A 23,990-nucleotide genomic window follows, 5' to 3' on the forward strand; every position below is an offset into this window, starting at 1 on the left:
TCCTCATGCAAGTGGTAGGCTGGAAATGCGTTCACGGTGCGCGAGACCCATTTACCCGCAGCAGACGGCCGCAGCTTCCGCTTTCTTCAGTATACACCCCTTTAACGATGGAGAAATGACAAATTTCGACGCAAACAGACGGCGCCGGATGTTTTATTGTAACCATATTAGTTACAACTCGGACAAAGAAAAGCGTTTAGCCGTTCGCGGCACGCTTTTCTTCGATCTCCCGAGCCAGCACGTCGACGAGCTCTCTCATCGTCACGGCAGCCAGCACGCCCTCCATCGCCGCTTGCGCCTTGAACATCATCAGGCGCAGCACCTTCTCGATGTTGGCCCCCACCGGACAAGCCGGATTCGGCTGCTCGTGCACATGGAACAGATTGCCTTCCTCCACCACGTCGACCGCGCGATAGACGTCGAGCAGCGTGATCTCGTCAAGCTCCCGCGCCAGCGTGGCGCCGCCGCTCCCGGCCTTGACGTTGGCCAGTCCCGCCTTCTTCAGATGGCCGAGCACACGGCGGATGACGACGGGATTCGTCCCGACGCTGCCGGCCAGCCATTCCGACGTATGATGATCCTGCGGCCGGATCGCCAGCAGGGACAAGATGTGCACGCCGATGGAAAATCTGCTGCTGATTTGCATAAGCAACACCCTTTCGTTGTAAAAAGTATAGTTACAACTAGTGCGGGATGTCAAGGCAAGCATTTCGAAGCCGAATAAACATGGCTATACGATTCCTTTAAAAAAGGGAAGCCTATTCCCCGCTTGGCCTCCCTTTCGTTTCATTCCAGCACTCGCTAGTCCGCGAGCGACCGTTTAACGGCCGAAGCCGCTTCGTCCAGCGCCTCGATAACCCTGTCGCACCAGCGGTCGAAGTCGGGGTCTTCCCGCTGCAGCTCTGGATGCGCCAGGATATGCGCCACGGTCCGCTTGATTCCTTGGTCGAAACGCGTTTCGGCCGCGAAGCCGGGCACGAGCCGCTTCAGCTTCGCATTGTCGAAGACGACGGTGTTGGCCTTGTCTCCGATCAGCCCGCCCGTAAAATCCTCCCGGCTGCACGCCGCCAGAAATTCAGAAGTCGCGTGCACCGCCCGCAGCGGTACGTCGAGCGCGTCGGCGATGGCCGCGTAAATCTGGTTCCAGGTCAGCGATTCGTCCGAGGTGATCTGGACTGATTCACCGATCGCGTGCAGATTGCCCATCAGGCCGATGAAGCCTTTCGCGAAATCTTCGTTATGCGTCATCGTCCACAGCGAGGTGCCGTCGCCATGGATCAGAACGGGCTTGCCTTCGAGCATCCGCTTGGCCACCTGCCATGAGCCCTTGCTGCCGTGCACGCCCAGCGGTATCGAACGCTCGTCGTACGTGTGGCTCGGCCGCACGATCGTGACCGGGAAGCGCTGCTCGCGATACTGCTTCATCAAATATTCCTCGCAGGCAATCTTGTTCCTCGAATACTCCCAGTACGGATTGGCGAGCGGCGTGCTCTCCGTGATCCGGTAGTCGGACAGCGGCTTTTGGTAGGCGGAGGCGGAGCTGATGAAAATGAACTGCTTGGTTTTCCCCGCGAAAAGACGGTAATCCCGCTCCAGTTGGGCAGGCACGAAGGCGATAAAATCCGCCACTACGTCGAACGACAAATCGCGGATCACCTCCGCCACGCGCGCTTCGTCGTTAATGTCCGCCTCGAGCGTCTTGACGTTCGCGGGCAGATCCGCGTTGCGCGTGCCTCGGTTCAGCAAATACAGGTCGCAGCCTTGCGCAGCCAGCTGTCGCGTGATCGCCGCGCTGATCGTACCCGTGCCGCCGATAAATAACGCCTTCATCAAAAAAGCACCTCCGCAAAGTGAATTGGAGCAAGCGATAACACGCCTCCCTACTTATATTCGCTGCCGGGAAGGCCGGTCCTGTCGCCGGATGCCCGAAACTCTTCGGGCAAATCCCTGAAGGCGTCGTCCCGATTCACGGTACCGGGTTCGGGGAACAACTAGCAGGAAGAAGGCGGGCTCTCGGCTGCCCTTTATAAAGAAAGTTCAGTCCTGTCACAAACAAGGCAGTCTCGTTGTCTTCAGATAGCAGAAACGACAAATACGAGCCAAATGGAGGAATCGACATGCAATTGCGAATGAACTATATGACGGCGAACCAGGCCGCTTTCCAGGCGATGCTGAAGCTGGAGGACTCGGTCAAAAAACTGGGCCTCGATCCCGTGCTCTACGAGCTGATCAAGATTCGGTCGTCGCAGATCAACGGTTGCGCCTACTGCGTCGACATGCATACGGCCGACCTGCGCAAAATGGGCGAATCCGAACGGCGCATCAACCTGATCGCCGTATGGCGCGAAGCCCCGCAGTTCACCGCGAAGGAACGGGCCGCGCTCGCCCTGGCGGAAGCGGTCGTGCGCATCGCCGACGCCGGCGTGCCGCAGGATGTCTACGACGAAGCGCGCCGGCACTTCAGCGAGGGCGAGTACATCGCTATCGTGATGGCGGTCAACGCGATCGGCAGTTGGAACCGCATCGCGATCTCGACGGGCATGTTCCCAGGCTGCTTCGACAAGGAGACGGCGCAGGCGTGAAGTTCTGTTCCGGGAAGCGGTCTGCGGATATTCACCGACCATCCAGGCGGCGGGTGTCCGGTCGAGCGGACCCTTTCGCGAAATAGCGGATTTATGGTACGCATCGCCTCCCCCGCAGCTCCCGCAGCTCGTTCAATCCGTCAGAGGAAGGCATAGCTTTCTCATTCAATAAAGCCACCCGGCCGGGTGGCTTTGTTGGCGTCGCAGGAGGAAGTTGGATAAAATGAAGGCAACTTATAAGGATAAGGGAAGGCAATTCAGAAACGGAGGCGGGCTCCTTGAATACCAGCGACGCGACGCAAGACGTCGATCGGCTCTACCGCGAATACAAGCCTCTGCTGACCTCGATCGCTTACCGGATGCTCGGCTCGATGAGCGAAGCCGAGGATGCCGTGCAGGATGTGTTCGTCGCCCTCAGCCGGCTGAACGGCGGCGAGGAGATCGAGCACCCGAAAGCCTATCTCGTTAAAATGACGACGAACCGCGCGCTCAACATGATGAAAGCCGCGCCGCGCCGGCGGGAGAGCTACCCGGGACCATGGCTCCCCGAGCCGATCATTGAGCTGGACGACAAGGAGCAGCCCCTGGCGCAGATGCTTCTGCAAGAAAGGCTCGGCTACGCGATGCTCGTTCTGCTGCAGACATGCACGCCGCCCGAGCGGGCCGTGTTCGTGCTGCGCGAGTCGTTCGGCTACGACTACGCCGAGATCGCGGCCATGCTCGACAAGAGCGAGGCTGCCTGCCGCAAAATCTTCAGCCGCGCCTCCGCCAAGATCGGCCACCTGCAACTGACGGAGCAGGAAGACACGCCCGAACCCCAGATGGACCGCTTTGTCCGTTCGTTCGAGGAGGCGCTTGCGTCCGGACGCCCGGATGCGTTCGTTCATCTGCTCGCCGAGGACGCCGTGCTGCTGAGCGACGGCGGCGGCATCGTGCGCGCGGCGGTCAACCCGATCGAAGGCCCGGCGCGTATCGTCGCTTTTTTCGCCGGCATTGCCAACAAAGGCTCGCTCGACGGCAAATGGCGGCGCGTGCGAATCAGCGGGCAGCCCGGTCTCCTGCTGGAGCGGGATCGCCTGACGCCGGTCGCCTACACGCTGGAACCCGACGGCCGCGGCGGAATTCGGGCCATCTATATGGTGTCAAATCCGGAGAAGCTGACGCGCATCTCGTATTAATGCGGGGCGTTATCGCCCTGCCCTTATGCGTGCGGCTACTCTCCGACCTCCGCTCGCTTCCGGCGATGCGGCTGCGGGCTTGCGGCCTCGGCGCGCCCGCTCAATGCAAATCCACGGTCTTGTTCAGATCCGAATCCGGCCTATCGTGACCGGTCAGCCGCTGGAACAGATGCGTGACCATCTTGATCTTGCTGCCCGTTTCCCAATACTCGGCCGTCTCCGCCCTGACCTTGATCAACACCAGATTCGGATCGTCGTACGTCGTGTCGAGCAGCTTCTCGTAGGCGACGTTCCAGAACTCCCGAACCTTGGCCGGGTCGCTGACCAGCTCGGCCTCGCCTCGCACGGACACGTACGATTTGCCGACATAAGCGACGTTCACGCGCGGATCCTCCAGCAGCTCCTCGTACTTGTCCGTATCCTTGGACGTCAGGAACCACAGGTCCCCGTCGAACTCCACCTCCTGCGTCTTGAGCGGGCGCGATACCAGACCTTCGGGCGTCACCGTCGTGAGCATGGCGGTATCGATTCCCTTGATCAGGTCTCTCACCTTGTCGATCGCTTCCTGGCTGGCCGTATGCATATTTGGCATGTCCTCACCTCGTCGTTTGGAATGGCCTTTCGGCGCTCTCCGTATTATTTAAACCGGATCGGCGTTGCTTCAACCAATCGGCCAACCTCGTGCAGTTAACCATTGACGCGCGGAAAGGAAGAGGCGTAAAATAATGTCGGTAAGTCCATGGGAATAGATCAGGTATGAACTGGGAAGAGGTTGAACCGTTTGAATTTCAAGGCTATCGCTATTTGCTTGTATATCGTGGGCATCTACTGGATCTCGTCGCGCATGCCCTCGATGCACGCTTTATTCTTCCCCACGCTCGGCGCGTTTAGCCTTCTTTTTTATCGCGCATCCTTTTTCTCCGGGCAAACTAGGCAAGGTGGCCTTCGGCGCCGTCGTCGCGGTCCTCATCGGCACGACGTTATCCTACGTATACCCGGGCGCGGTCTCCTTGCTGGTCAACATGCTCATCGTGATTTACTTGATCAACCGGTTTAAATGGAACGCCCCGCCGATCCTCGCGGTGTCGCTGATTCCGTTTTTCGTGCATACCGACTTCGTTTGGGTCATTCCGGCGTCCGTCTGCGTCTCCCTGATCGGGCTGGTGCTCACGCTGTGGATCGCCCATCACGTAGAACGCATCATCCCCATGCAGACCCGGCGCGCCAGCCAGGCGGAGTCCGGCTAAATACAAAAAAGCGAATCGCCCTATACCGCGGCGCATTCGCTTTTTTTATATCCCCCGAGAGCGGAGGCGGCATCCTTGATTTTGCATAAAGGCGAGATTTTATTCCGGCAAGGAGAAACGGGGCCCTTGTACCACCTGAGGAGCGGCCTGCTCAAGATCGTGCGCCTTCATCCGGACGGCTCGCAGTATCTCGTCAACATCATCGTGCCCGGAGAAACGATCCCCCATCACTCGCTCATCAGCCCCAAGCCGTACTTCGGCACGGCCGTCGCGCTCTCCACCAGCGAGATCGACGTGCTCCCGGCCGCGGAGTGGTACGAGGAATTGGCGCAGGACCCCGCTCGTTATCGGAACGTGGCGCTGCTCTTGCAGGACAGGCTGAGTCTGCTGCAGCAGCGGTTCGACCAATTGACGGAGACGTCTCCCGCGGAAAAGCTCAGAAAGCTCGAAATCTGGTTCAAGACTTATATCGGGCCGGCGCCGCTCGCCGACGTGCTGACCCAGGAAGAGATCGGCCAGTTCGTCGGGCTGCGCCGCGAAACGGTCAACCGGCTGCTGCGCAAGCAGCAGCCGCCGCAGTAAGTCCGCGGGGCGCCCGCCTCAGACTTGAACCGTCTCCGCCTCCGATTGCCCCTCCTGCAAGCTGCCGGATGGTCCGAAAAACTCGAAGCGAATCCGCTCCTCCTCAATCCCCCACGCCCGCAGCGCGGCATACACCGTCTTCATAAACGGGGTCGGTCCGCAGAAGTAGAAGCTCGCCTCCGTCGTCGGAACGACCTGCTGGAGCCAGGACAGATCGACGTAGCCCTCCTTGTGAAAAGCCCCCGTCTCCCGGTCCGATGCCGACGGACGGCTGTAGCACCAGTGCGCGGACACGCGCGCGTTGCTAGCCGCGACTTCCTCCGCTTCCTGACGCAGCGCATGCGCGTCCCCGCTTCGCGCCGCATGAATGAACGCGATCTCGCGATCGGGCTGGGCGGCCGCCGCGGCCTTCAGCATGCTCACCATCGGCGTCAGTCCCACGCCGCCGCTAATGAGCACGAGTGGCCGGGTGTCCGCCCGGTCGAGGACGAACTCGCCCGCCGGCGCCGACAGATGCAGCACATCCCCTTCCCCCACTTGCGCGTGCAGGTAAGACGACACTTTGCCGGCCGGCTTGCCGGGAAGCGCATCTTCCCTTTTCACCGAGATTCGGTAATACGGCTTGCCGGGCGCATCCGACAGGCTGTACTGGCGGATATGCGTATTCGTCTCGCCCGGAATGTCCAGCCGCACGCTGATATACTGCCCGGGCTCGAAGGACGCGACCGCTCCGCCGTCCGCCGGCACCAGGTAGAACGACGTGACGACGTCGCTCTCCGCCGCCTTGCGCGCGACGCGGAACGCCCTGAAGCCCGCCCAGCCGCCGTCCTGCTTTTCCGCCTCCTCATACATGCCTTCCTCGACGCCGATGAAGACCTTCGCGATGATGCCGTAAGCCTCCGCCCACGCCTGCAAAATGTCGTCCGTCGCCGCGTCGCCGAGCACGTCCTTGATCGCGCCCAGCAGATACTTGCCGACGATCGGATACTGATCGGCCGTCACGCCGAGGCTGCGGTGCTTGTGCGCGATCTGCTTCACGACCGGCAGGATCGACTCCAGCTTGTCGATGTGCAGCGCCGCCGCATATACGACGTTGGCAAGCGCCGTCTGCTGCCTGCCCTGGCTCTGGTTGGCATGGTTGAACAGATTGAGCAGCTCCGGATGGGCGGCGAACATCGTCTGGTAGAAGCGCTTCGTGATCGCGGTGCCGTGCTGCTCGAGCACGGGCACCGTGGATTTGATGATCTCTATCGTTCGGGAACTTAGCATATCAGTTCTCCTCGCTTTCATGGACTTGGGATGAACCAAGTATATAAAAGCCGGGGGCCGCGCGAATGTGATCTCGATCACACCAAATCGCAAGGATGTGTGAAGAATAGGCCGAAGACGGATCAGGCTTTACTCAGGTAAGCGTTCAATCGTTCTGAAAATAAAAGCATCGCCGCGGTCGAGAGCGCGAGGTACGACGGGAAGATGCCGATGGTCGAATGCGAGGCGAGAAAGCCGAGCAGCGGCGGCATCAGCGTGCTGCCGGTATAGGCGACGGCCATCTGGTAGCCCATGATGGACGGGGCATGCCGCTTGCCGAACCGAACCGGCGTCTCGTGCAGCATGCACGGATAGATCGGGGCGAGACCCAAACCGACGATCATCAAGCCCGCGAACGAGAAGCCCGCCGGCAGCGGGAGGACGAGCAGCGCGGCGCCTGCCAGCGCCGTGGCCTGCCCGCAGCGGATGAGCGCGCGGTTGCCGACCTTGAAGGTGACGAAGCCCGTGATCAGCCGGCCGATCGTGATACCCATATAGTACATCGACACCCATTGCGCCGCGGTCGAGGCGGACAGGCCTTTAACGCCGACGAGATAGCTGCTGCCCCACAAGCCGGCGGTCGATTCGACGCTGCAATAGAACAAAAAGGAGACGAGCGCCAGCTTGACGCCCTTGACCCGCAGGGGCTTGGTCGGCCCGGCGGCCCCGGCGTCTTCTGCCCGCAGCGCCGCCTCCTCCGCCGCCAGACCGGCGGACGTGCGCTCGCGGCTACGCGCCACCCGGTCCCATAAGGGCAGAGAAGCGAACAAAATGACCACGAGGACGAATTGGATCCCCGCCACGGCGAGATATCCGTCTCGCCAGGAGCCCGAGCCCGCATCCGCGATATAGCTCGCCATGATCATAGGCCCCAACGTGGCGCCCACGCCCCAGAAGCAGTGCAGCCAGCTCATGTGCCGGGCTTCGTAATGCTCGGCCACGTAGTTGTTGAGCCCGGCATCCACGGAGCCGCCGCCGAGTCCGAGCGGGATGGCGAAGAGGACGAGCCAGATCAGCGAGGGCGACTGCGAAAAGCCAAGCAGCGCGCCCGCGGTCATCACGCAGCTGACCGCAGCGGCTTTTCCCGTGCCGAACCGCTTGAGTACGGCTCCGCTCGCCAGGCTGGACACGATCGTGCCCGCCGCGACGATCATGTAGAGAACGCCCGCGGTGCCGAGCGGCGCGTCCATGTCCGCATGCATCACGGGCCAGGAGGCGCCCAACAGCGAATCGGGCAAGCCCAGGCTGATAAACGCCAGATAAATAAGCAGTAAAAAAGAAGGTTGCCATCGCTTGCTTGCTCCTTTAAATCTTTAGGTCTATAACTTTGAAAGCCGATGTGCCGGAAATCATACGCTCGCGCCAGAGATCATACGATGAAGCCCAAGGCTCCGCAGACCGTCCAGATAATCCTGCCGCCAGTCGCTCGCGGTCAGGCGCGGCAAATGCGCCGGAGGCACGTAGGCGGCGCTTCGCTCCGCGATCCGGCCCAGCAGCTTCTCGCTCACCTCGTCCCGGCAAAACACGATCGTATGCGGATTCAAAATCGCCGTGCAGGAGGCGACCATCCGGCTGACGGCGTCCAGTTCCCTTTCGTTCATCTGCCCCGGCGGGGACGCTTGGGCGCGATCCAGCGCCTGGGTGAAGTTGCGGTCTTCGTATTGGGGCAGGAAGGATACCTCTCCGGCGAAAAAGGTGCTGCCGCGCACGATGTCCCCGTTCACGAGGATGCCGGCGCCCGGACCGTTCTGGCCGAAGTACAGGTAGACGATCGACGGATTGACGTGCTCGCTCTTCTTTTCGTTGAAGCCCAGGACGGCGGCGTTCATGTCGTTTTCAATGACGACCGGGATCCGGAACCGCGCCTCCAGGTATCCCTTCAGATCGAAGTCTTGGTACGCCTCGTAGCACGGAATGAAAATAATCCGTCCGTTGTTGACCGACCCGGGGATGCCGACGGCCACGGCGCGGATTCTGGGCTGTCGGGCGAGGATCTGCGCGATGAACGCCGCCAAAGTCTCTGCGTCGCCTTCAAGCAGGCTCGACGTCGAGCCCTGTTCCTTGGCTTCGCCCAGGCAATTGAAGATCGAGTAATGGGTCTCGTGCTTCTCCAAAAACAGGGCGAGCCCCAGCATATGCTCCGGATTGTACGCGTAACGCTGCGCCCGCCGTCCGCCGCTGGACGCGTCGAGCCCCGCCGTGAACAGCTCTCCCTCGCTCTCCATGTCGGCCAGAAACTTGCTGATCGTCGGGAAGCTGATGCCCAGCATGCGGCTGAGCTCGGCCTTGGTCATGCCGCCGTGCGTGAGCAGCGCGGCGCGTATGCCGCTGTAGATCAATCTGCTGCGATCCTTCGGCGTCGCAATTCGTTGTTTCACGGGGGGTTACCGCCTTTCGCAGCATCGACTTATTAAAACACTTTAATAAGTGGTTGTCGCAAGTTTAACAGATGCGGCGCGCTTTGAACAGCACAAAAGAGAGGGGCGGTCCCCCCCTCTCCGTGTGAGCATCTATTCCGGAGCAACGCCGCAGCGAGGCCCGATAGCGATATGCCGCATCCTTATTTCGGCGCTGACTGCTGATTCGGGCCAAATAACGCTGTGTGACATCACTATTTCGGCGCAGTTCCGATTCTAGGCCGCAATAGCGATATGCCGCATCTTTATTTAGGCACTGACGCATGTTACAGGCAAAATAATGATGCGCGACATCCTTATTTCGGCGCAATACCGTTCTCAATTCTCGATAGCGATAGTCCGCATCCTTATTTCGACGCAGCGACCGCCGCAGCGCTTGGCCGGGCTGCCAGCTTCCGGTACACCTTCGCGTACACCCAGACGGCGTTGATCAGCAGCAGCACGCCGGTCAAGCCGAACACGTACCGGAGGCCGAACCAAGCGGCGACCTGGCCGCCAAGCACGGATCCAGCGAACACGCCCAGATAGCCCGCGGACATGGAGAATCCGAACACCCTGCCCGTGATCTGCTGCGGCGTGATCTTTTTTGAGCAAGATATTGACCGCCGGCGTGAGGCCGGCTGACGTCAGTCCCAGCAAAAAGCGCAGGACCATGAGCTGCCACGGGGCGGTCACGAACGCTTGGGGAATGAACAGCAAGCCCGCGGCGGTTATCGATGCCAGCATGACCTTGTGCGCGCCGATCCGGTCGGAAAGCTTGCCGAGCCGCGGCGCGGCGAAGATGTTGGCGAGGCCCGACGCCGAGAACGTAATGCCGGCGATCAGCGCGACATGGCCTGCGCCGCCGGATAGATGCGTGATATAGACGGTGAGGATCGGCTCTACCGAGTACAAGGCGACCGTGAGCACGAAAAACGTCGCGAACAGGATCAGCGTGAGGCTCTTGTCCGGCACGGAATCCCATACCTCCCTGAACCGACGCACCTGCATCTTGTTCCCGCGGACGAACGACTCCCGTACGAATAGCGCGGTCGCGACGAAGGCGACGAACAGCAGCGCGCCCGTTAAAAAGAACACGTCGCGCATCCCGAGGTTCTCGCCGATGAAGCCGCCGACCGTCGGACCGAGCAGCGATCCGGCGATGCTCGCCGTAGAGAGGGTAGCGAGCGCGTAGCCCGCATGCTCCTTGTCCGTCTGCGTCGCGATCATGGTCGTGCAGGCCGTCCCGTATCCCGTGATGACGCCTTGCAGCAGCCGGAGCCCGATCAGCGCGTACACGTTGTGCGCGAAGCCCATGCAGCCGATGACGATCGCCATGCCAAGGCTCGCGCGCAGCAGCATCGGCTTGCGTCCGAACCGGTCGGCCGCGTGCCCCCAGATCGGCGAGAAGATCGCCGACACGATAAACGTAATGCCGAACGCGAGACCGGACAGCTGGGAGACGTACGCTTTATCTTCAATGCCCAGATGCTGGATAAACAGCGGCAGCACCGGGGCGAGCTGGCTCATGCCGATGCCCGTGACGAACATCCCGAACCAGCATACGATCAGGTTTCTTTTCCATATCGGCATAGCCGACAAGCCTTCTTTCAGCCGCGGGAACGGTAGCCGGCCCCGCGATTCGTTAAAACAGCCTGCTCGCCCATTCCTTCGCGGTAAGCACGTCCGCCTGGCGCGGGAAAACTTTCTCGGTGAGCACGCGATGAACCTCGGGATCGGCGTCGATACAGGCGTCCGACAGTACCGTCAGCGTAAAATCGCGGTCCGCCGCTTCCCGCAGCGTCGACAGCACGACGCCGCTCGTGGAGACGCCGCAGAGGACGAGCGAATCGATCCCGCGCGCACGGAGCAGGACGTCGAGCCCGCTGCCCGCGAACGCGCTGACCCGGACTTTGGTGACCACCGGCTCGCCCGGCTCGGGCTTCACCTCGTCGAGAATCTGCGTACCCGCGTCCGCGACCGTCGCGCCGCCGTATTGGGCCAGCCCGGCGAACATTTTATTGCCGGGATGAACCTCGGGATACCCTTCGCGGAAGGCGAGCCGGACATATATGACCTGAACGCCGTGCTCTCGCGCCGCGGTAACGGCGGTCTGAAATGGCAGCCAACGCGCCTCGTCCATCGCGTATCTCGCGACGATCGACTGCTGCATATCCATGACGAGCAGCGCCGTCTTGCCGGATTGTCGTTCCATATTGAACACTCCCCCTGCACCGTGATAATATTAACCGGAGAACTCTCCACTTGATATTAAGCGGAGACCTCTCCGCTGTCAAGCGCGCTCCTATTCGCAAGCCGATTGAAGGGGGGAAAGCCCGCATGGACGATAAAGAAGAAGCCGCCCCGCGCCCGGAGCGGCGCGACGCCGCCGAGAACCGCCAGCGCATTCTGGGCGCGGCGCTCCGGCTGTTCGACCGGCACGGTGCCGGCCAGGTCAGCATGAACCAGATCGCGACCGAGGCGCAGATCGGCCCGGGCACGCTCTATCGCAGGTACCGCAACAAAAGCGAGCTCTGCCTCGATCTGATGAAGGACAACATCGTCCTGCTTTTCGACGATATCGAAGCTTATCTCGAGACGCATCGCGACGGCTCGCCAAGCTTGCGGCTGCGCGGGATCGTGAGCCTGTTCGTCGGCTTCCGCGAGAAAAAGAACCAGCTGCTGGCGGGCGTCGAGGAATCCCCTCCCGCCAACCGAACCAGGCCGAGAGCGCTCAGTCCGCTGTACGGGCAGCTGCACGAGATCCTGGTCGCGCAGTTCGAGGAGATGTCTGGATCCGCGCAGGACAACGCCGCCGTGCAAGCGAACGCCGTATTCAAGGCGGACATGCTGCTCGTGGCGCTCAGCAGCGAGTCCTACGCCGCGCAGCGGGACGTTCGCGGGCTGTCCCCGGAAGAGATCGTCGAACAGCTCGGACTGACCTTTTTCCCGGAGCGGGACTGACGGCTGCGCCGACAAAAAAAGCGCTCCTCCGGACGATCGGAGAGCGCTCTTAATCGGGTTTACATGGGCCTCGAGAGTTTATCCAGGTTTTTCATCCAGTTATCGTAATACGATTCGGGCGTTATGGCGTCGACGAAGGAACAACGCCCTCACCTCCGGTATATAAATCGACGCGTATTCATGGATACGCTATTGAGCGCAGCTTGCGTCTATCCCAACAACAGCGCCGTCCCCGACTCCCCCGCGGCCGACAGCATCTCCTCGAACGCTTCCGGGCTCACCGGCCTGGAATAGAGATAACCCTGCCCCACCGGGCAGCCGTGCGCGACGAGCACCTGCCGTTGATGCTCGGACTCGATTCCTTCCGCGACGACGCCCAAGTTAAGGCTCAGCCCCAGATCGATGATCGTCTTGAGCATGGACAGCTGAACGCGGTCGTCGATATCGTCGATGAAGGACTTGTCGATCTTGATCGTATCGATGGGCAGCTTCGGGATGATGAACAGCGACGAGTAACCCGTCCCGAAATCGTCGATCGAGATGCTGATGCCCATCCGTCTGAGCGCCCGCAGCACGTCCGTGCTCTCCTTCACGTTTTGCATGATGCTCTCCGTAATCTCGAGCTCCAGGTAGGCGGGGGGGCAGGCCCGTGCGCTGCAGTACGCTGCGGACCGACATGAGGAACTCGCGGTGCTGGAACTGGCGGACCGACACGTTGACCGATACGCATAGCGGCGGATAGCCCTTGTCCTGCCAAGACTTGTTCTGCTCGCAGGCCCGTTCGAGCACCCAGTCCCCGATCGCGACGATCTGGCCCGACTCCTCGGCGACGGGAATGAACTCCGCAGGGGAGACGACCCCGAGCTCCGGATGCTCCCAGCGAAGCAGCGCCTCCATGCCGATGATCCCCTTCGTCCTCAACTCGAACTTCGGCTGGTAGTGAAGCTTGAACTGGCGGCGCTCGATCGCCCGTCTGAGCTCGTGCTCCAGCTTCATTTTCCGAGCCATGATCGCGTGCAGCTCCGTGTCGTAGAACCGGAAGCTGTTTTTGCCGCTCTCCTTCGCCAGGTACATTGCCGCATCCGCGTATTTTAACAGGTCGTTGCTCGTACATCCGTTATCCGGGTAGATGCTGATGCCGATGCTCGGCGTCACGATGATCTCGATCTCCTCGCAACGGAACGGCTCCCGGAACTGTCCCAAAATCCGGTCTGCCGCGGCCGCGCACCAGGAGTTCTCCGCGTCGGTCAGGATGACGACGAATTCGTCGCCGCCCAGCCTGTAGAGAAGCGAACGGGTACCGACGGAGCGCCTCAGCCGTTCGGCGGTCTGAACCAGGACGTGGTCTCCTGCATGATGCCCGAGCGTATCGTTGATCACCTTGAAGCGGTCGAGGTCGATCAGCAGCAGGCCGGCCCGCTCGCCCGTTTTGCCGACGATACGTTCCAGATCCTGCTGGAAGCGGATCCGGTTTTTCAAGCCCGTGAGCGGATCGTGATAAGCCAGGTAGCGGTACTCGCCCATCAGCTTGTTCAAGATGCGCGTCGTATGCAGCTGGCGTACGATAATTAACAGGACAAGCGCTAGCAGGCCAAGAATTAATGCGTTCAATTGCCAATGATAGCTGGCGGTGACGAGCACGCTGATCACGACGACGCTGACGTACGGAAAATAGGTTTCCTTGATGATCGCGTCCGGATTGGCCGCCGGCGTCCATTCCGTCCCGGGCTTCCAGGCGTAAAAACCGCCTAGACCGATCAACAGCTGCGCCAGCATCCAGAGCAAATCGACCGCATCGCCTGAACGGTGCAGCCCTTGCAGGGTTAAATAAGCGTAACTCGAATCCGCCGCAACCTGGCACAGCATGCCCCAAATGATAAACTGCATGCAGCGATTGAGGGTTCCCTGCTGCTTCATGAAATAGTACAGGACAAGGGTAACGAGCAAGATGCTTAATGTCGCGAACGGATAGGCAACCGAGATAAGATTCGCTAATATAAAGGGGCTTGGGGCATTGAGGACCGGATTGATCAAAAAAGTGCGCGCTGATGCTCGCTGCCGCCACCATGAAAATAATAATATTGAAGGAATTGACGCCTTTGGTCGCGCTTCGATCCATCGCCCTGACTCTGTTCATGAGTGCCGCGAAGAAAAATGTGTAAGCCAGCAGTCCGCAAATCAACGAAAATTCGTTATACCCGACCACCGAGCCGCGAATCTGGCGATACAAATATTCGAGCTCGGAAAACAAATAAAATAAAGTTCCGGCACACAGCCAAGCGAAAAAGGCCCGGAGTCTGTCAGCGCCCTGTCTGCACGCACGCCAAACCGCGTACACGGTCAGTAAGCTGGCTGCTAGCTGAAGCGCGTTCGCATTCAGGGCTCTCATCCATTCGTCCCCCCCGGAAGAGGAAATCCCAGCCGCATTGATACGCCGTGAATCCGATCAAAATAGACAGGGGCAAACGCCTGGACTTAAACATAGTAATCCCTCACGATGACTAGAGAATGTGCAGCGACGCAATCGAGGAAATACATGGTAAAACCGCGTTTATCACGATTAAAACGAAAGGCTATTTCCCGAGGAAATAACCTGTTTTCTACAGCGATTCCTTGGCAGCCCGGCGACCGTAGTTTCCCGTAGGCCCGTAGCTTTGCGTCCTCGCCTTTCGGCGAGTTTGCCTTTCACATGACTCTTCAATTGGTTATATACTATCATTTTTCAATCCAAATACATAGAACTATTTTCCTATAAAAGAAAAGATTTCGCTATCATTACCGATAGGCGGATGGCGATACGCATGGACGGCTTCCGCACATATGATGAGATAAGAACGGAGGGTGGGCAGTCTTGAGCAAACCAGGCGTATCCATCGTCGCTTGCACGAACCGTCCCGAATTTTTCGCCAACATGATCGACAACTACGCGCGCCAACGCTATCCGCGCAAGCAACTGATCGTGATCGTCAACAAAGACGGCATCGATCTGAAAGCCCTGCGCAGGCAGGCGGCCCGATGTCCGGACGTATCCGTCTACCGGGTGCCGGAGCGGATCTCTCTCGGCCAATGCCTCAACTGCGGCATCTCCCGCGCCACATACCCGCTCATCGCCAAGTTCGATCACGACGACTACTATTCGCCGTATTACCTGAACGAACAGGTCAGGGCGCTCCTGCGAACCGGCAGCTCCGTCGTCGGCAAGCATGCCTGCCTCGTCTACCTGGCCGCGAGCCGCCGGTTGATCGTCCGTTCGCCCGGCGAGCGGCAGCGCTTTATGAATTTCGTGCAGGGAGGCACGATCCTGTTCCGCCGAAAGGTGCTGAAGGACGTACGGTTCGCCGACATCTCCCTGGGCGAGGACGTACGCTTCCTGCGAAGCTGCCGGAGCAAAGGGCATCGGGTGTACGCCACCTCGCCTTACAACTACGTCTACGTCCGCCGCAAAGACAAAAGCACGCATACGTGGAAGGTGAACGACCGCTATTACTTGAAGGGCAGCCAGCCCGTCGCGGTCACGGACCGGTACCGTCCGTACGCGATCCGGAGGGCTTGAGCGTCATTGGGGGAAGGCAGTCGCGAGGTTATAGCAATACGGCGCATTCTTATTTTGAGCGGACGACAAATCAGGCCATCCCGGGAGATATGGCCTGATTCCTTGCCGGCAGCCGGCGCATCTTGATTATGCCGTCTTCGCCCGCGCTTCCGGTACCGGGAGCGCCGCGCGGCGCCGGTGGTGGAGCAAGACGTAGAACAGCACGGACAACAACGCGATCGATCCCGCTCCCGCGTACATCACGCGGTAGTCCGAGAAGGAGGCGATCATGCCCATGAAGTAGGAGCCCACGCCGTAACCCAGGTCGAACATCAGGAAAAACGTGCCGGTCGCGCTGCCTCTCCGGTGCTCAGGCGCGAGCTTGATCGCCAGCGTCTGGAAGCAGGGCAGAAGCGCCCCGTAACCGATGCCCATCGCGGCGCCGGTCAACAGCACGGCGACGGCGGAGTGCGCCTGGCCGAGCACGATCATGCCGATCGCGAACAGGGCGATGCCGGGATAGTACAAGTAATGCTCCTTGTACCGGTCGAACACCCGCCCGATGACGGGACGGGAAGCGACGATCATCACCGCGAACACGACAAAAAACAGCGCCGTAACATGCGTCTGATGAATCTCCTCGGTAAAGGCCGCGAAAAAGCCGGACAGCGAGCTATAAGCGAATGAGACGACAAACCCGACGATCGAGATGGGCAGCGCCTTCGGCTCGATCACGTCGCTCCAATGCAGGCGCCCCTTCTTCGATCCGGCATTCGCCGCGACGTTCTCTTCCGGCTGCGCCAGCTCCGGCTTGGACCCGGTCACCCGCATGCCCAGCGCGAACGCGAGCGACAACGCCGCGATGACGCATACCGCGAGCAGCAGCACGTCGACGTTCTTGTCCTTCCACAGCCATAGGCCGAGCGCCGGTCCGATCGCCATCGCGATGCTCATGAACATGCTATAATAGCCGACGCCCTCCCCCTGGCGGGTACGGGGAATGAGCGAAGCGGCGGCCGCGCTCGAAGCGGTCGAGGCCACGGCATAGCTGATTCCGTGGACAAGGCGCACAGCGAGGAACAGCGCCATCCCTTTCGCACCAAAATAAGCGATGCAAGCGATCAGGAAAACGGCCAAGCCGATCGCCGTCATCCGTTTTTTGCCGAACCGGTCCGCCCACATCCCGGACAGCGGCCTGCCGAGCACGCCCCCGACGACGTAGATCGTGATCGCGAGGCCCATCTGCTGCTGATTGCCGTGCATGCTGTCCTTCACGTAGAGCGGAAAGGCCGTGGCCAATATATAAAACGTCAAAAACATAAAAAAAGCTGCTCAAACAAACGACGACGAAATCCCTCGTCCATATTTTTTCTTTGATCACAGCGGTTTGCGCTCCATTCTCCTGATCAAGCTTCTCTAGTGTGCAAACATTATAAGCCTCGCGGATTCATCATGTATAATACTAATTTTATGATAAATTGATCATATGAACGTAATATAAGGAGCGCGATGCTGCCGTGGAATTTTTGCAGCTCAAGTATTTCCAGGCGGTGGCGAGGCTCGAGCATATGACGAAGGCCGCCAAGGAGCTGAACGTGTCCCAGCCTTCGCTCAGCAATGCGATCGGGCGGCTTGAGAAGCGGCTCGGCGTGCCGCTTTTCGTGCGCCAAGGCCGGCAGGTCAAGCTCAATGCATTCGGCAAAACGTACCTGAGACGCGTCGAGCAAGCGTTCCTCGAACTCGAGGAGGGGGGAGCGCGAGCTGGCGGACATGGCGGGGCCCGACCATGGCGTCGTCTCGATCTCGGTGACGCTCCCTTACGTGCTGCCGACGCTGCTCAAGGACTTTCTGACCGCGCATCCGCATGTCCGGATCATCCAGCATCAGCTCGGCTCTATCCTCGAGATGAAAACGAAGCTGGCGAACGCCGACATCGACTTCTGCGTCTCCTCGACGCCGATCGCAGGTCCCGACATCGAGTGGCTGACACTGGCGGAGGAGGAGCTGTGCCTGACCGTGCCCAAGCGGCACCGGTTCGCCGGGCGGGAGCGCATCTCGCTCGCCGAGGCGGCGGACGAGCCCTTCATCGCGCTGTCTCCAAGATCCAACTTCCGGGAGATTACGGACGGCTTCTGCCGTCAGGCCGGCTTCGAGCCGCGCGTCGCCTTCGAGCTCGAAGAGGTTAGCGCGATCCAGACGCTCGTCGAGATGGGACTCGGCATCACCTTCACCCTGCCGCTCTCGCTCGGCAACCGGGCCTCGAACCCGGACACCGTCCAGGTGAAAATCGCGGAGCCGGTCTGCCGGCGGACGTTCGGCATCGCCTGGAACAGGAAGCACTACCTGTCCGAGGCCGCGGTGCATTTCCGGCAGTTCGCGATCCAGTTTTTCGGGAAGCTGTAGGCGATCGAAAAAACGACCGCTCCGGCGAGGGTGAGCGTCTGCTGGTCGGGTTTGTTCCTACCTGGGAACAACGAGGCGACTCGGGAGTCTGGCCCGTCGGGTTTGTTCCTACCTGGGAACAACAGCGCGACTCGGGCGTCTGGCCGGTCGAGTTTGTTCCTAGCTGGGAACAACAGCGCGCCCCGGGCGTCTGGCCGGTCGAGTTTGTTCCTAGCTGGGAACAACAGCGCGCCCCGGGCGTCTGGCTGGTCGGGTTTGTTCCTAGCTGGGAACAAGAGCGCGACTCGGGCGTCTGGCCGGTCGGGTTTGTTCTTAGCTGGGAACAACAGCGCGACTCGGGCGTCTGGCCGGTCGGGTTTGTTCCTACCCGGGAACAACGAGGCGACTCGGGCGTCTGGCCCGTCGGGTTTGTTCCTAGCTGGGAACAACGAGGCGACTCGGGAGTCGGGTTGGTCGGGTTTGTTCCTGAGCTGGGAACAACAGCGCGACTCGGGCGTCTGGCTGGTCGGGTTTGTTCCTACCTGGGAACAACGAGGCGACTCGGGAGTCTGGCCCGTCGGGTTTGTTCCTACCTGGGAACAACAGCGCGCCCCGGGCGTCTGGCCGGTCGGGTTTGTTCGAGGCGAGGCGGGGTGTGAACGCGCCAGCAGCCGACAAGGCACGCCGGTATGCATAAACAGTCCCGCGGCCGCCCATTCTAATGTACGGCGCCATCAGAGAGGCGCGACGAGCGGGAGGGATTCGCCATGGCTAAACCGGACAATCGCGCGGACAACGTTGAACATCTGCAGCAAGCAACCGAGAATACGCTTAAAAACCTCGGCGAAGCCGAAGACTATCTGAACGAATTCTCCTCCGAGATCGGCAGCGAGGAGCGCGAGCGCATCGAGGAAAAAAACGAACGCCGCCGCCACAGCATCGAAGGCTTCCGCGAAGAGATCAAGGACGAAGCCGCCTATTCCCAAGAATAGCGGGCTCCAAGCAAAGCGATCCCAGGCATCAAAACGAATAGACCGTTCAGCCCCATCAGGGCCGAACGGTCTATTCGTTTTCCTATCGCGCACTCGAACTTAGGCGGCGGCTTCCGCCCGCTCGGCCCCGGTGGACATGCGTTCCCGGCGGGAGCGCCTGAAGTAGAGCAGCTCGTACATGACCGGCACCACGACCAGCGTGAGCAGGGTCGAACTGGCGAGACCGCCGATGACGACGACGGCCAGGCCGCTCGAGATGATGCTGCCGCCGCCCATGCCGATCGCGAGCGGGATCAAGGCGCAGATCGTCGCGATCGCGGTCATCAGGATCGGACGGAGGCGCGTGCCGCCTGCCTCGATCAGCGCGTCGCGGATCGTCAGGCCGCGCTCGATCTGCTGATGGACGCGTTCGAGCAGCACGATCGCGTTAGTGACGACGATGCCGATTAACATCAGGAAGCCGATCATGCTCGATACCGACATCGGCTCGCCGCCGATCAGCGTGCCGACCAGGCCGCCGATGAGCGCGAACGGCAGGGAGAACAGCACGGCCAGCGGCGCGCGGCCCTCGCGGAACGCGATGACCATGACGATGTACACCATGCCGACCGCGACCAGCATCGCCATCATCATGTCGCTCATCATCTGCTGAATGTCGGCGTTGCTGCCGCCGAAGTCATATTCTACGCCGGCGGGAAGCTTTAAGTTCTTCAGCGCGTTCTCGATCTCCGTATTGACCTTGCCTGCGTTCTTGTCCGCGATCTTGCCCGAGACGGTCGCGAACTCCGCGCCGTTCTTGTACAGCAGCGTGCTCGGCAGCTGCACTTCCTTCACGTCCGCGATGTCTTTGACTTGGATCGCGGCGCCGTTCGGGGTCTGCAGCTTGAGGCTCGCAATGTCGTCCCTCGAGGCAAGCGACACCCCGCTCAGCGTCACGTGCAGGTCGCTCGCTCCAGAGCCGTCGCCGATCTTGCCGGCGTCGCTCTCGGACAGGAACGGGCGAAGCTGCATCGAGGCCTGCGCGGCGGACAAGCCGTACTTCTGCGCGTCCGCCTGGCGCACTTCGATCGCGATGCCTTTGGTGCCGTCCTGCAGATTGTTCGCGACGTTCTCGGTGCCGGCAATCTTGCCGATCGCATCCGTGATCATCTCGGTGCCCGTCCGGATATCGCCCGTCGAAGGGCCCGTGACCGTCACGTCGATCGCGCCGCCGCCGGCCATGTCGTCCTGCGTCAGGCTGAACTCGGCGCCTTCCGGCACCTTGACCTTCGCGGCGATCTCTTCGCTGAATTTGTCGAGATCGGTGCCGTTTTCGAGTCCGATGAACCAGCCGGCGGCATTCGCGCTCTCGTCACCGAAGAAGGTGCCGCCCATCGTGACGCTCGAATTTTTGACGGCCGGATGCTCGGCGATCAACTTGTCGAGCTTGGCGGCCTCCGTCCGCACGGCGCTCGCGGTCGCGCCTTTCGGCATTTTCAGATCGGCGAAAATGTACTTGTAGTCGGATTCGGGCAGCAGCGTGACGCCGATCTTGCCGGCGAAGATGGGCGCCAGGCTGCCGAGGAAGATGAGCGTGGCGAGCACGAGCACGGTCCCCTTGTGGGCCAGCGACCAGCCAAGCACCCGCTTGTAGCCCCGGCTCATCGCCGATTCGCCGGTTTCCTTCGGCACCTTGTTCTTCATCAGTCCCCAGGCCATCAGCGGCACGACCGTCAGCGCGACGAGCAGCGAGGACAGGAGCGCGAAGCCGACGGTCAGCGCGAACGGGCGGAAGTAGCCGCCGATCATGCCCTGCAGCAGACCGAGCGGCGCGAACACGGCGACCGTCGTGATCGTGGACGACGTGATCGCCCTGCCCACTTCGGCCGTCGCGGCGGCGATCAGCTCCCTGTCCGCCTTTTCCCCGCGAATCCGGCGAATGATATTTTCGATGACAACGATGCTGTCGTCCACCACCCGCCCCGTGGCGACGGCCAGGCCGCCGAGCGTCATAATGTTCAGCGTGACGTCCGTGAACGTCTTGAGGCAGATCATCGCGATCAGCATGGACAGCGGGATCGAGACGATCGCGATGAGCGTCGCGCGGAAGTTGCGCAGGAAGAACAGGATCAGGATCGAGGCGAACAAGGCGCCCAGTCCGCCCTCGCGAGCCAGCGTGCCGACCGATTCCTTGATGTCGACCGCTCTGTCGTACATGATGAGCGTATCGACCTGCCCACCTTTTTCCGCTTCGTCGTAAGCTTCAAGCACTTGCTTGGATACGTCCACCGTGTTGGCCGAGCCGGTCTTGACGATATTCAGCGTGACGCTCGGCTTGCCGTTCGTCTGATTGATGACCGCCTGGTCCCTACCCTGCTCGATTGCGGCGACGTCGGTCAGCTTGACCGTGCCGTCCGCCGTCAGCGGCCATGCCTTCAGCTGTTCGATCGAACGCAGGTCGCCTTGGACAAATACCGGCAGCGTCGACTGCCCCATCGTCGCTTCGCCGAGCGGCACGCTCAGGTTGTTGGCCTGCAGCGCGCTCGTGATCTGATCGAAGGCGATGCCGCGCTCGTTCATCTTGGCGGCGTCGAGACGGATATAGACGCCGTCGTCCTTCAGCCCGACGGTCTTTACCTCGCTGACGCCTTCGATCGCCTCGAGCTTCGGCCGCAGCGTGTTTTTAACGTAATCGCTCAGCTGCGCCTCCGTCATGCCGTCCTTGGCGATGACCGTCGAATACATGATCGGCTGGTTGGTCGTAGAGTAATACAAGACTTGGGGTTTGTCGACGCCCTCCGGCAGCCGGACCTCGTCGACCGCCTGCTTGACGAGCTCCTGCTTTTTCTTCATATCGTCGTTGTAGCTGAATTCGAGCTGCAGCCCGGATACGCTGTTGGCGGATTGGGACGTCACGTTTTTGACGCCTTCCACGTTTTTGAGCGCCTTCTCGAGCGGCAGGGTCACTTGATTGAGCACTTCGCCCGGCGCCGCTCCCGGATAGACCGCCTGAACCATGATGCCCGGAAATTGAATCTCCGGCTGCTGCTCTTGCTGGAACTTCGTCGAAGCGTAGACGCCTCCGACCGCCACCAGAAGGACCAGCAGTACGATCGCTACCGGATTGCGCAGCGAAAAATTCGTGAAAAACTTCATGTTTTCTTCCACTCTTCTCTTTGGTTAATTTACGGCTTGCCTGACTTTATCGCCCAACTGCAAGTCGCCGATGGAACTTATTGTATTTCACCATTTTCAAAACGAACATAGTCTGCGGATGGTGTTCGCGCCTGGACTTAAGTCCGGAATGGGAAACCGCTTCAAAATGACTAAACGCTTCGCGACCGACCGGTGATACAATGGAGAAAACGACCGCGTCCCGCCCGGAGGCTCCCATGTACGCTTTTATCCGCCGGCTCCTCTCATCGTTCCTTCATTACAAGCTGGAATCCGCTTTTCTTCTGGCTGCGGTCATGGTCGAGCTGGCCTTCGAGACCTTCATGCCGCTGAGCTTCAAGTTCATCATCGACTATGCCATCGTGCCGAAGCGGTACGAGATGCTGCTGACCCTGCTGATCCTGATGGCAGGTGCCGCGGTCGCGTCCGTCGCCATCGGATTTTATCGCGACCGGATATTCGCCGGCCTGAGCGCGCGCATCCTGTCGGACGACTACAAGCGGCTTTTCAACAAGCTGCAGACGCTGGGCACCGACTTTTTCCATCGGACGCCGGGCGGCGACATCGTGTCCCGGTTCAACGGGGATCTCGTCTCGGTCGATGCCTTCGTCAAGCTGATCCCCTACACGCTGTTGTCCGTGCTGGGATTGGCCGCGAACGTGACCGTGCTGTTTTTCCTGCAGTGGAAGCTGGCGCTGCTGGCCGTCATCGGGATGCCGCTGTGCCTGATCGGTCCCAAGCTGTTCGGCAAAAAGGCGTACGAGGCGAGCTACGAACTCAAAGAAGCCCAGGCGCAGCTCGCGTCGGCGGTTCAAGAAAATATCGGCGCGCAGCCCGTCATCAAGGCTTTCGGGCTCCAGCGGACATTCGTCCGACGATTCGCCGACCGCATGGACGGCTACCGCGCGGCGTCTTCGCGGTCGAGCTTCCTCGGCTTCGCGATCGACCGCGCCACCAATCTTGGCACGATGCTGCTGAACCTGGCGACGATCGCCGTAGGCTCCATGCTGGCTTATTACGGCATGCTATCGATCGGCTCCTTGCTCGCGTTCAGCACGATTCTGATCAGCCTTGGCTATTTGGTCGCCGCCGTGACCTGGGTCGCGCCGATGTTCATCGAAGCCGTCTCCGGCACGCAGCGCATTCAGGAGATATTGGACGAAGCGCCTTCCGTCGCGGACGACGAATCCGCCCCCCCGGCTGCCGCCCCTCGAGCGCGGCGTCGCGCTGCGCGACGTCACGTTCGGATACGACGTCAGGCAGCGCAGCCTGAGCGACGTCAGCCTGTTCATCCCCAAGGACAGCTACGCCGCCTTCGTCGGCGCCAGCGGCTCGGGGAAAGCACGATCGTCAACCTGCTGATGCGGCTGTACGATCCGCTTCAAGGCGCGGTCCTCTTCGACGATTGCGACATTCGGACGATGAATCTCCAATCGGTCCGCTCGCACATCGGAATCGTCTTCCAGGAAAGCTTCCTGTTCCATACGTCGATCATGGAAAACATTCGTCTCGGCGCGCCCGAAGCGACCGACGAAGAAGTGGTCGAGGCCGCGCGCGCCGCCGAGATTCACGACTTTATCATGGGGCTGCCCGACGGATACGCGACGAACGTCGGCGAGCGGGGGAGGCCGGCTGTCGGGCGGGCAACGGCAGCGCGTCGCGATCGCGCGGGCC

The 23,990-nt window shown here is 60.8% G+C and carries 17 protein-coding genes, 3 pseudogenes and 1 riboswitch; of the genes and pseudogenes, 9 read left to right on the forward strand and 11 right to left on the reverse strand.

Annotation, left to right across the window (positions count from 1 at the left end):
• Positions 1-196 precede the first annotated feature (196 nt).
• The gene (locus tag OMP38_RS32165; RefSeq protein ID WP_277568682.1) at positions 197-646 is read right to left on the reverse strand and encodes an Rrf2 family transcriptional regulator; all 450 of its coding nucleotides are present in this window, start codon (positions 644-646) and stop codon (positions 197-199) included.
• 155 nt (positions 647-801) lie between these two features.
• Positions 802-1,830 (reverse strand): SDR family oxidoreductase, encoded by a 1,029-nt coding sequence (locus OMP38_RS32170; protein ID WP_277569021.1) that lies wholly within the window; start codon positions 1,828-1,830, stop codon positions 802-804.
• 287 nt (positions 1,831-2,117) lie between these two features.
• Here OMP38_RS32170 and OMP38_RS32175 point away from each other — a divergent pair, with 287 nt between their 5' ends.
• Entirely contained in the window at positions 2,118-2,582 is a 465-nt protein-coding gene (locus OMP38_RS32175; protein ID WP_277568683.1) for a carboxymuconolactone decarboxylase family protein, read from the forward strand.
• A gap of 278 nt (positions 2,583-2,860) precedes the next feature.
• Entirely contained in the window at positions 2,861-3,760 is a 900-nt protein-coding gene (locus tag OMP38_RS32180) for a sigma-70 family RNA polymerase sigma factor (protein WP_277568684.1), read from the forward strand.
• 100 nt (positions 3,761-3,860) lie between these two features.
• On the opposite strand, the gene OMP38_RS32185 is transcribed toward OMP38_RS32180, so the two are convergent.
• On the reverse strand, positions 3,861-4,352 hold the full coding sequence (locus OMP38_RS32185; protein ID WP_277568685.1) for a pyridoxamine 5'-phosphate oxidase family protein: 492 nt from the start codon (positions 4,350-4,352) through the stop codon (positions 3,861-3,863).
• Positions 4,353-4,698: 346 nt separating this feature from the next.
• Between OMP38_RS32185 and OMP38_RS32190 the strand changes: the two genes are divergently transcribed.
• Together OMP38_RS32190 and OMP38_RS32195 are read left to right on the forward strand one after the other, a co-directional pair.
• Entirely contained in the window at positions 4,699-5,007 is a 309-nt protein-coding gene (locus OMP38_RS32190; RefSeq protein ID WP_277568686.1) for a hypothetical protein, read from the forward strand.
• A gap of 75 nt (positions 5,008-5,082) precedes the next feature.
• A complete protein-coding gene (locus tag OMP38_RS32195) occupies positions 5,083-5,589 on the forward strand; it encodes a Crp/Fnr family transcriptional regulator (RefSeq protein ID WP_277568687.1) in 507 nt (168 codons plus the stop codon).
• An 18-nt stretch (positions 5,590-5,607) separates the two neighbouring features.
• Here the strand turns inward: OMP38_RS32195 and hmpA are convergent, their stop codons facing one another.
• From hmpA to OMP38_RS32220, 5 genes are all read right to left on the reverse strand, one after another.
• A complete protein-coding gene (gene hmpA, locus OMP38_RS32200; RefSeq protein WP_277568688.1) occupies positions 5,608-6,858 on the reverse strand; it encodes an NO-inducible flavohemoprotein in 1,251 nt (416 codons plus the stop codon).
• Positions 6,859-6,980: 122 nt separating this feature from the next.
• Entirely contained in the window at positions 6,981-8,102 is a 1,122-nt protein-coding gene (locus OMP38_RS32205; protein ID WP_420869789.1) for an MFS transporter, read from the reverse strand.
• A gap of 144 nt (positions 8,103-8,246) precedes the next feature.
• Positions 8,247-9,275: an ROK family transcriptional regulator gene (locus OMP38_RS32210; protein ID WP_277568689.1), complete on the reverse strand. Its 1,029-nt coding sequence runs from the start codon at positions 9,273-9,275 to the stop codon at positions 8,247-8,249.
• Positions 9,276-9,632: 357 nt separating this feature from the next.
• Positions 9,633-10,886 (reverse strand): multidrug efflux MFS transporter, encoded by a 1,254-nt coding sequence (locus tag OMP38_RS32215; RefSeq protein ID WP_477100090.1) that lies wholly within the window; start codon positions 10,884-10,886, stop codon positions 9,633-9,635.
• A gap of 52 nt (positions 10,887-10,938) precedes the next feature.
• Positions 10,939-11,508, reverse strand: coding sequence for a cysteine hydrolase family protein (locus OMP38_RS32220; protein ID WP_277568690.1), 570 nt, complete (start codon positions 11,506-11,508; stop codon positions 10,939-10,941).
• Between the two features lie 125 nt (positions 11,509-11,633).
• Between OMP38_RS32220 and OMP38_RS32225 the strand changes: the two genes are divergently transcribed.
• A complete protein-coding gene (locus tag OMP38_RS32225) occupies positions 11,634-12,257 on the forward strand; it encodes a TetR/AcrR family transcriptional regulator (protein ID WP_277568691.1) in 624 nt (207 codons plus the stop codon).
• Positions 12,258-12,466: 209 nt separating this feature from the next.
• Here the strand turns inward: OMP38_RS32225 and OMP38_RS32235 are convergent.
• Positions 12,467-14,174: pseudogene (locus OMP38_RS32235) on the reverse strand (putative bifunctional diguanylate cyclase/phosphodiesterase).
• Positions 14,175-14,869: 695 nt separating this feature from the next.
• Positions 14,870-14,950: riboswitch (cyclic di-GMP riboswitch) on the reverse strand.
• Positions 14,951-15,108: 158 nt separating this feature from the next.
• Between OMP38_RS32235 and OMP38_RS32240 the strand changes: the two are divergent.
• Entirely contained in the window at positions 15,109-15,810 is a 702-nt protein-coding gene (locus OMP38_RS32240) for a glycosyltransferase family 2 protein (protein WP_277568692.1), read from the forward strand.
• 126 nt (positions 15,811-15,936) lie between these two features.
• Here OMP38_RS32240 and OMP38_RS32245 read toward each other — a convergent pair whose 3' ends face one another.
• A complete protein-coding gene (locus OMP38_RS32245; protein ID WP_277568693.1) occupies positions 15,937-17,109 on the reverse strand; it encodes an MFS transporter in 1,173 nt (390 codons plus the stop codon).
• A gap of 197 nt (positions 17,110-17,306) precedes the next feature.
• Between OMP38_RS32245 and OMP38_RS32250 the strand changes: the two are divergent.
• A pseudogene (locus OMP38_RS32250) lies at positions 17,307-18,192 on the forward strand (LysR family transcriptional regulator).
• A gap of 746 nt (positions 18,193-18,938) precedes the next feature.
• Positions 18,939-19,163 (forward strand): small acid-soluble spore protein Tlp, encoded by a 225-nt coding sequence (tlp, locus tag OMP38_RS32255; protein ID WP_277568694.1) that lies wholly within the window; start codon positions 18,939-18,941, stop codon positions 19,161-19,163.
• A gap of 99 nt (positions 19,164-19,262) precedes the next feature.
• Here tlp and OMP38_RS32260 read toward each other — a convergent pair whose 3' ends face one another.
• Positions 19,263-22,298 (reverse strand): efflux RND transporter permease subunit, encoded by a 3,036-nt coding sequence (locus OMP38_RS32260; RefSeq protein ID WP_277568695.1) that lies wholly within the window; start codon positions 22,296-22,298, stop codon positions 19,263-19,265.
• 314 nt (positions 22,299-22,612) lie between these two features.
• Between OMP38_RS32260 and OMP38_RS32265 the strand changes: the two are divergent.
• Positions 22,613-23,884 (forward strand): annotated as a pseudogene (locus OMP38_RS32265) (ABC transporter ATP-binding protein); the annotation flags it as partial.
• Positions 23,885-23,990 lie beyond the last annotated feature (106 nt).

The organism is Cohnella ginsengisoli (assembly GCF_029525555.1).
In the GTDB taxonomy this organism is placed as follows: domain Bacteria; phylum Bacillota; class Bacilli; order Paenibacillales; family Paenibacillaceae; genus Cohnella; species Cohnella ginsengisoli.

What these genes read in the sequence shown, in the direction of transcription:
- OMP38_RS32245 (WP_277568693.1), bottom strand. Translation starts at nt 17,109, where the DNA reads ATGTTTTTGACGTTTTATATATTGGCCACGGCCTTTCCGCTCTACGTG.
- OMP38_RS32220 (WP_277568690.1), bottom strand. Translation starts at nt 11,508, where the DNA reads ATGGAACGACAATCCGGCAAGACGGCGCTGCTCGTCATGGATATGCAG.
- tlp (WP_277568694.1), top strand. Translation starts at nt 18,939, where the DNA reads ATGGCTAAACCGGACAATCGCGCGGACAACGTTGAACATCTGCAGCAA.
- OMP38_RS32260 (WP_277568695.1), bottom strand. Translation starts at nt 22,298, where the DNA reads ATGAAGTTTTTCACGAATTTTTCGCTGCGCAATCCGGTAGCGATCGTA.
- OMP38_RS32175 (WP_277568683.1), top strand. Translation starts at nt 2,118, where the DNA reads ATGCAATTGCGAATGAACTATATGACGGCGAACCAGGCCGCTTTCCAG.
- OMP38_RS32185 (WP_277568685.1), bottom strand. Translation starts at nt 4,352, where the DNA reads ATGCCAAATATGCATACGGCCAGCCAGGAAGCGATCGACAAGGTGAGA.
- OMP38_RS32215 (WP_477100090.1), bottom strand. Translation starts at nt 10,886, where the DNA reads ATGCCGATATGGAAAAGAAACCTGATCGTATGCTGGTTCGGGATGTTC.
- OMP38_RS32170 (WP_277569021.1), bottom strand. Translation starts at nt 1,830, where the DNA reads ATGAAGGCGTTATTTATCGGCGGCACGGGTACGATCAGCGCGGCGATC.
- OMP38_RS32165 (WP_277568682.1), bottom strand. Translation starts at nt 646, where the DNA reads ATGCAAATCAGCAGCAGATTTTCCATCGGCGTGCACATCTTGTCCCTG.
- hmpA (WP_277568688.1), bottom strand. Translation starts at nt 6,858, where the DNA reads ATGCTAAGTTCCCGAACGATAGAGATCATCAAATCCACGGTGCCCGTG.
- OMP38_RS32225 (WP_277568691.1), top strand. Translation starts at nt 11,634, where the DNA reads ATGGACGATAAAGAAGAAGCCGCCCCGCGCCCGGAGCGGCGCGACGCC.